Genomic DNA, 6,000 nt, shown 5'->3' with positions numbered 1-6,000 from the left:
TTTTGCAGTGGACAGAGCCGGGTATGATCCGGCGACCTAAGGATTTTCAGTCCTTCGCTCTACCAGCTGAGCTATCTGTCCTGGTGTTATCAGCATATATGCAGAACTGGCATTCGTCTAACTGGTTCGCTGATTTCCAAGACTACTTGAACTGGAATGATTTGGTGTCTTCGCCTCGTAGTTCCTTAGTCCGCATATTGTAGCTGAATGCCCTGGCTCGCTGTACCTGGAATGATGCTCCGGGTCTGGCCTGGTTGTAAAATAATGCATCATTTCCTGCCAGTCCCTGCATCACCACCATACCTTTTTCTTCACTGAAGGTCAGTTCATCAGCCTTCACATACGAGGTCTGATTAGGCCGCATTTCCGTGTTGCCCTTGGCATTCATTTCATGCAAGGTGGTGTTCTTGTTGAATTGCGATTGTACCGCAGAAATTTCCAGCTTGTCACTGGCGATGTAGACACCTTCCTTGGGAAGTCGCTTTTCATCCAGCGGCATGCCGACATCATCACCGGGAACATGAAACGCCTTCACGTTTTCCCAGAACCGTAGTTTGCCTTCGTTCTTGCGGTATTCCATTTCCTTTTGAAATGTCACGCGAGTAAGTTTCATGTGTAAAGCATCGTCATCTGGCTTGTTCGCCTGGCCCGTGGACAGGTTGGCAACCGGATTGCCGAGACCGGCCAACTGATTCTTACCGGCACGCACCAGATTCACTTCGCCCGGTCCATAGACCTTGATGATTTCATGGTCTTTGCGGCTGTTATCAAACACCACCTGAACGCCTTCAATTCGAATAATATGGCGGTGCGGATTCTCGGGGCTGGGGTTAATACGCTGCTCGATCAGCACCGAATGCAGTCGTCCTGGAGTATCCGATGGCTTGGCAATGCAAACCACGCTTTCCAGCCCCGGCATCGGGCCATCGCCCTTCTCTTCTTTGCCTGACAGGGAGATGACCTTATCGAGCATGATGGTCATGGAATAACAGCTAAGCGTGATGATTCCCTTTTCCCTGTCCCCCTTCTCTGCCAGCACATCACCGACGAATTGTGCTGCCCGACCGCCAAACTCCATCTTTTCATTCCAGTGGAATGTTACCTTTTCAGGCTTGGGCAATGTACCACCCTGGAAATCTCGATCCGTATAGAACTTGAATTTGCCCGGTCCGGGAATAGTGACCCGATTTTCGGCCTGATCCAAGTCAATCTGCTGACCTTCGAGTTCAAATTTTTCGGTGAGAATCGTCGCTTTGGTTCCAAACAACTTCATGCGATACTGATCCGATTGTCCCTGCAGCGACATTTCCAGTCGCTGCCCACGCAGATCGATGCCATTCTGTTTGCCTGGATCAGATTTTCGCTCGATATGGACGTTTTCACGAGCCTCCAGTCTCCTGAGGACCTGTTGCTTATCACTGATCACCAGGATATCGCCATCGATTTCTTCCGCATGCAATGTCAGCACGGGTGCAGGCTGCCTGGTTGGAGATGGATTCGCGCCTTCGGGCTTGCCTAACAGGCCTGGCTTGGTCTTACCCGGAGCCGATGCAGTATCAAAGGGATCAACAGGCTTTGGCAGTTCAGTACCTTCAGCCGCTTCTGTGAAATTTAATGTTAAACGTCTGGCCTGCGGGATCACGAGCTTCGTGGAGAACACACTGACACGCTGATCAACTTCGACCCGTTTCAGACGGCCATTCAGCCGTTCGGTATTGAGTGGCTGGTTCTGCGCGGCTTTGTTCTCATCTGCTTTCTTGTTGGTATCAGCAGCAAGCCAGGCTTTCACCTGTTCGCCCGCCATGCGGCCATGCTTGTCGTGCGTGAGCACGGCATCACCATATAGTTCAATGCGATGCTCTTCCGCTAAGCGATGCCATTGCAGCTCCCGCTTCCAACTCGCCAGGGTGTAAGGATCGGGATTTGTCGTAGACGGCCGCAATCGTATTTCACCAGGCCCCTGAATCATCAGGCCACGCGGGTCTTTATCACGTGCGTCTTTTTCAGGCAGCAGGATTTTCACGATTCCTTGAGCAACGATGTCATATTCCATCATGCGGGCAGTTACCTGTTCCTGCCCACGCAGGCGAACTTCGTTGGCAACATAATCGCAAACAAACTCGATGCCCGCTGCATGCAGCCCGTTGCCTTTGCCATCTTCGTTGGCGGTTATCCGAACATTCTTGCCGGTGGCTACTGCTTTTTTCAATTCAAACTGTCCGCCCGCTTCTTCCAGTGAATTACTTGGTGATTTGGTTTCCTTGGCTGGTGGCATGAGTTCCAGCACCAGTTTCTCATCCGCATCGAGTTCGTCGTATTGTTGCGTGGTTCCCTTGGGTGTTACCGTACTGCGATGTCGCAGTGCATTAACTCTGGTATTGAATACGGCTACGTGGTTCTGAACATCGTAAGTGAACGCATCAGCACAGCGAATGACCATGGGCTGGCTGGTTGAATTGGCAGCCGGCGTGATTTTATCTGTTGCCTGCGGAGCATTGCCCAGCAACCCACCCTGCAACTTGAAGAAATTGAACTCCACTTCCTTTTCCAGACGGATCGATTTGACCGTACTGATGCCAAGCGCGTGCGATTCCTGCTTACTCTTGTTCTTGTCTGCAGTCTTATTCACCAGCTCATTGGCCAGAATGATTTCCAGCCCAATGCCTTCGAATTTCGCTTCCGGCGGGTAGGCATACACCACGAGCACCTTGCCATCCGACCATACACGCCGCTGTTCATCGACAAAATCAATGCGTTTCTTGCAGTAAACCGTGATGTCATCCTGCTTGTCAGGCGTGCCATGATTGTGAGTGAGTTTGATCTCTTCCCCTTCAACGTGACCAGCAATCGGTTTCACGCTGGGCTTCAGATCAAACAGGTTCTTAACCGGTTGATTGAACTTGATGACTGCAATATCGCCTTGCAGAGTGAGTATCTCTTCCTTTTCAGGCTGTGATCCCTCGGCAGCGATTTTCTTGAAATTGGCCAGGCTGACATTGGTCATGCGCAGAATGCCATCTTCCAAGGTCCATTCATCAAACGCAAAGACCGTTCTGCTTTCAGGCTTACCTATTTCAATGTTCCTGCTCCGGCTCAGTTCCGGACAACGAGGCCCAAATGCCCTTTCCAGCAGTTTGGCTCTTTCGTGCTTTTTGTTTTCATTGAACCGTTCATCATTGTTCTCACGCGGGCTGACTGACTGGCTGGCCAATGGCCGGTATTCCATCGGCAATGGAGGCAGGCCATCGAAATGTCCCAGGAAAAAGGAATAGACCTGGTAGGCGCCAAAGCAGAACAGAAAGCCCAACAGCATCAGGAGCAATCGACGTGGTCTCATGCGATGCTCCCTTCGTGCAACATCACAGGCCATTGCGACTGACTCTGCAGGATCATTTCAATCGCTTCCCGCACGGCGCCTCGTCCAGCTGGTTGGCGTGTGATGGCATGTGCACTGATACGTGCTTCAATACACGCATCGGCCGGTGCTATGGCAAGCCCGACTTGTTTCATGATGGCAACATCGGGAATGTCGTCACCTACATAAGCCACAGAAGACTTGTCAGTTTTCCAATGTTCCATTAGACGATGAAACCCAGGGACTTTATCCGATTGTCCCTGCACTACATGTTCAATGCCTAATTCCTGTGCACGCTTCAGGGTGACCTGGCTTTGTCTGCCACTGAGTATCCCGATCTTCTTGTTTCGTTGAATCCAGGTGCTGATGGCAAAGCCGTCTCGGACATGAAAATGCTTGATCTCGCCAGACTGTTCGCCGTACACAATGTCTCCGCGAGTCAGGACGCCATCCACATCCAGAATCAAGGCGTTGATCAATCTGCAGCGTTGTGCCAGGGTCATATGGTGTTTCGTGTGGGTTATTAGCACGCAGATCAGGCTACCGCCTCAAGCGGAGCTGTTAATTCTTCCTCCAAAGGCACCAGCCCTATCAGATCAGTAATGTCGAGCAGCCCAACAGGACGGGCATGTTCATCCACTACCGGCAATTCGCTGATCTTTCGTTGTTGAAAAATCTCGATGGCTTCCAGCAGCCTGGAACTGGTGCGAACTGTAATAGGGCTATGCGTCATCACCTCGACAATAGGACGATCCAGTGCATGATCACGTCTTTCCGTAAAAAGTCTCGCCAGATCGCTATCGGTAAAGATGCCAGCTAGCCTGCCTTGTTCATCCAGCAATAGCACTGCACCGGTGCGTCTCCCTCGAACACTGCTCTGCGAAAAAACCTGCCTGACCGTACATTCGCAGGATGCCGTTCGCAGCGCATTGCCTTGTCGCATCACATGATCCACTTTCATCAGCTTGCGACCCAGACTGCCTGCCGGATGGAACCGGGCGAAATCTTCCGCTCCAAAGTGCCGCATTTCGCTGAGGACAAAGGCCATGGCATCGCCTACCGCTGCCATCGCCGTCGTGCTGGTGCTAGGCGCCAGTTTCAGCGGGCAGGCTTCATCGAGCGGACCAATGACAATGGCGACATCTGCATGGCGTGCCAGTGTACTGGTGCTGTTGGAAGTCAATCCGATGACTGCATGGGCCAATGACCTAAGGCTGGGCAACAGGCGAATGATCTCTTCACTTTCACCGCTGTGCGAAAGCGCTATGACCACATCCTGTGGTGCCACCATGCCCAGGTCGCCATGCATGGCCTTAGTGGCATCGAGCAGATAAGCACGAGTGCCGGTGGAATTCAACGTGCCAGTAATTTTCTGAGCAATGTCGGCTGACTTGCCTGTCCCCGTCAGGGCAATGCGGCCAGTGCAGCGAAAGACGAGGTCTACTGCTTCGAGAAAGTGATCATTCAAACGATCTGCCACCATGCCCAAGGCCGTGGCTTCCGTTCGAACAATCTTGCGAGCATAGGCCAGTCGATCCCAGGTAGTTCCCGGATCGGGAGCAAACTGATGAATACGCAAGGGCACTGAGCCGCCTCCCTGCAGCTTGGGTTTATCCAGCTTGACTTATAGTCAGTTTCTCAAGCTACGCAATGTCAACTGCAGAAGTGAACCAGCAGCCAGGCTCAATTCAAACAAATCTGATACACCAGACGTTGATATCTGGTTGGTTTGGCAGCCTTCAAGGCCTGCTCTGCGGCATGAGCCCAGGCGGCATGGTAAAGAGCCTGCCAGGCTTGCTGCACATGGGGAGACGCGGCTTGGATCGAAATAGCTGAAAATGCAGGCATTTCCTGGTTAGAATCAGGAATCGGCATCGATGCTGACTGCCACGGATAATCCTGAAATCGACGTGACATGCAGTGCAGCTCCGTGATGTTCAATAAGCACATTTCGCGTAGACCAATATCGAATGCGTTATCCTGTAACGCACTGTGTTAATATCCCCCTTTCTCAAGCCCCAAGTTGACCAAGGGCGTTAAGCTAAGTGAATTTGGCAGGATAGGGATAGCATATACCTGTTAAAATCGTTACTTTAGGCAACATAATGAGTCTCTGGCTGGGCTAGCCAAGGGAAGGCTTGCTCAGTTCCCTCCAGCAGGCTCGCGAAAAGGAGTTCGAGTTATGGTCAATCCCATGACTATGGATCGCAGCACGATGATGGGCGTTTCCGGAATGCCTATGTCAGGTGCACCTGTCCCCACGATGCCAGTCGCCATGCCTGCCATGCCCAGCATGATGCCCAACATGCTGATGGTGCCTCGCTGCACGGTACGCATGGAAAAGGTGACGAACGGCGTAAAAATCCATTGCGTCTGCAGCGATGCGATGGCCACCTCTCTGGTACAGAATCTCTGTGCCATGCAGGCAGGCCAGATGGTTGGCTGCTACGTTACCATGAATGGGCAGATGGTTTGTTGTGTCAACTTCTGTTGTTGCATGTGTACCGTTGAAAAAACTGCTGACGGTGTTTGCATTTGCTGCACCACAGGCGATGCAACCTGTTGCCAGGTAGTTCAGTGCTGTGCTGATTGCTGCTGCAACTGCTGCGTTACCGGCTGTGTTTGCTGTGTCACCATGGGTGGCA

The 6,000-nt window shown here is 52.0% G+C and carries 5 protein-coding genes and 1 tRNA gene; all 6 read right to left on the bottom strand.

Translation table 11 applies throughout. The annotated features are described in order from the left end of the window. Positions 1–8 precede the first annotated feature (8 nt). The 6 genes from JNJ77_02915 to JNJ77_02890 all read right to left on the bottom strand — a co-directional run bounded on the left by JNJ77_02915 (position 9) and on the right by JNJ77_02890 (position 5,776). Positions 9–81: transfer RNA gene (locus JNJ77_02915), tRNA-Phe, on the bottom strand. Positions 82–142: 61 nt separating this feature from the next. After that, positions 143–3,337 carry a hypothetical protein gene (locus tag JNJ77_02910; GenBank protein ID MBL8821511.1) on the bottom strand — a complete coding sequence of 1,065 codons (3,195 nt, stop codon included), beginning with the start codon at positions 3,335–3,337 and terminating at the stop codon, positions 143–145. Continuing rightward, positions 3,334–3,858, bottom strand: coding sequence for an HAD hydrolase family protein (locus tag JNJ77_02905; GenBank protein MBL8821510.1), 525 nt, complete (start codon positions 3,856–3,858; stop codon positions 3,334–3,336). Before JNJ77_02905 ends, JNJ77_02910 begins: the two co-directional genes overlap by 4 nt. Positions 3,859–3,890: 32 nt before the next feature. Beyond that, positions 3,891–4,838 carry a KpsF/GutQ family sugar-phosphate isomerase gene (locus JNJ77_02900; protein MBL8821509.1) on the bottom strand — a complete coding sequence of 316 codons (948 nt, stop codon included), beginning with the start codon at positions 4,836–4,838 and terminating at the stop codon, positions 3,891–3,893. 200 nt (positions 4,839–5,038) lie between these two features. After that, positions 5,039–5,272: a hypothetical protein gene (locus JNJ77_02895; GenBank protein MBL8821508.1), complete on the bottom strand. Its 234-nt coding sequence runs from the start codon at positions 5,270–5,272 to the stop codon at positions 5,039–5,041. 225 nt (positions 5,273–5,497) lie between these two features. Next, positions 5,498–5,776 (bottom strand): hypothetical protein, encoded by a 279-nt coding sequence (locus JNJ77_02890; protein ID MBL8821507.1) that lies wholly within the window; start codon positions 5,774–5,776, stop codon positions 5,498–5,500. Between the last annotated feature and the right edge of the window lie 224 nt (positions 5,777–6,000).

Source organism: Planctomycetia bacterium, assembly GCA_016795155.1.
Classification (GTDB): domain Bacteria; phylum Planctomycetota; class Planctomycetia; order Gemmatales; family HRBIN36; genus JAEUIE01.
Note: the sequence above shows the minus strand (reverse complement) of the source record. Positions and strands in the feature narration are given on the sequence as shown.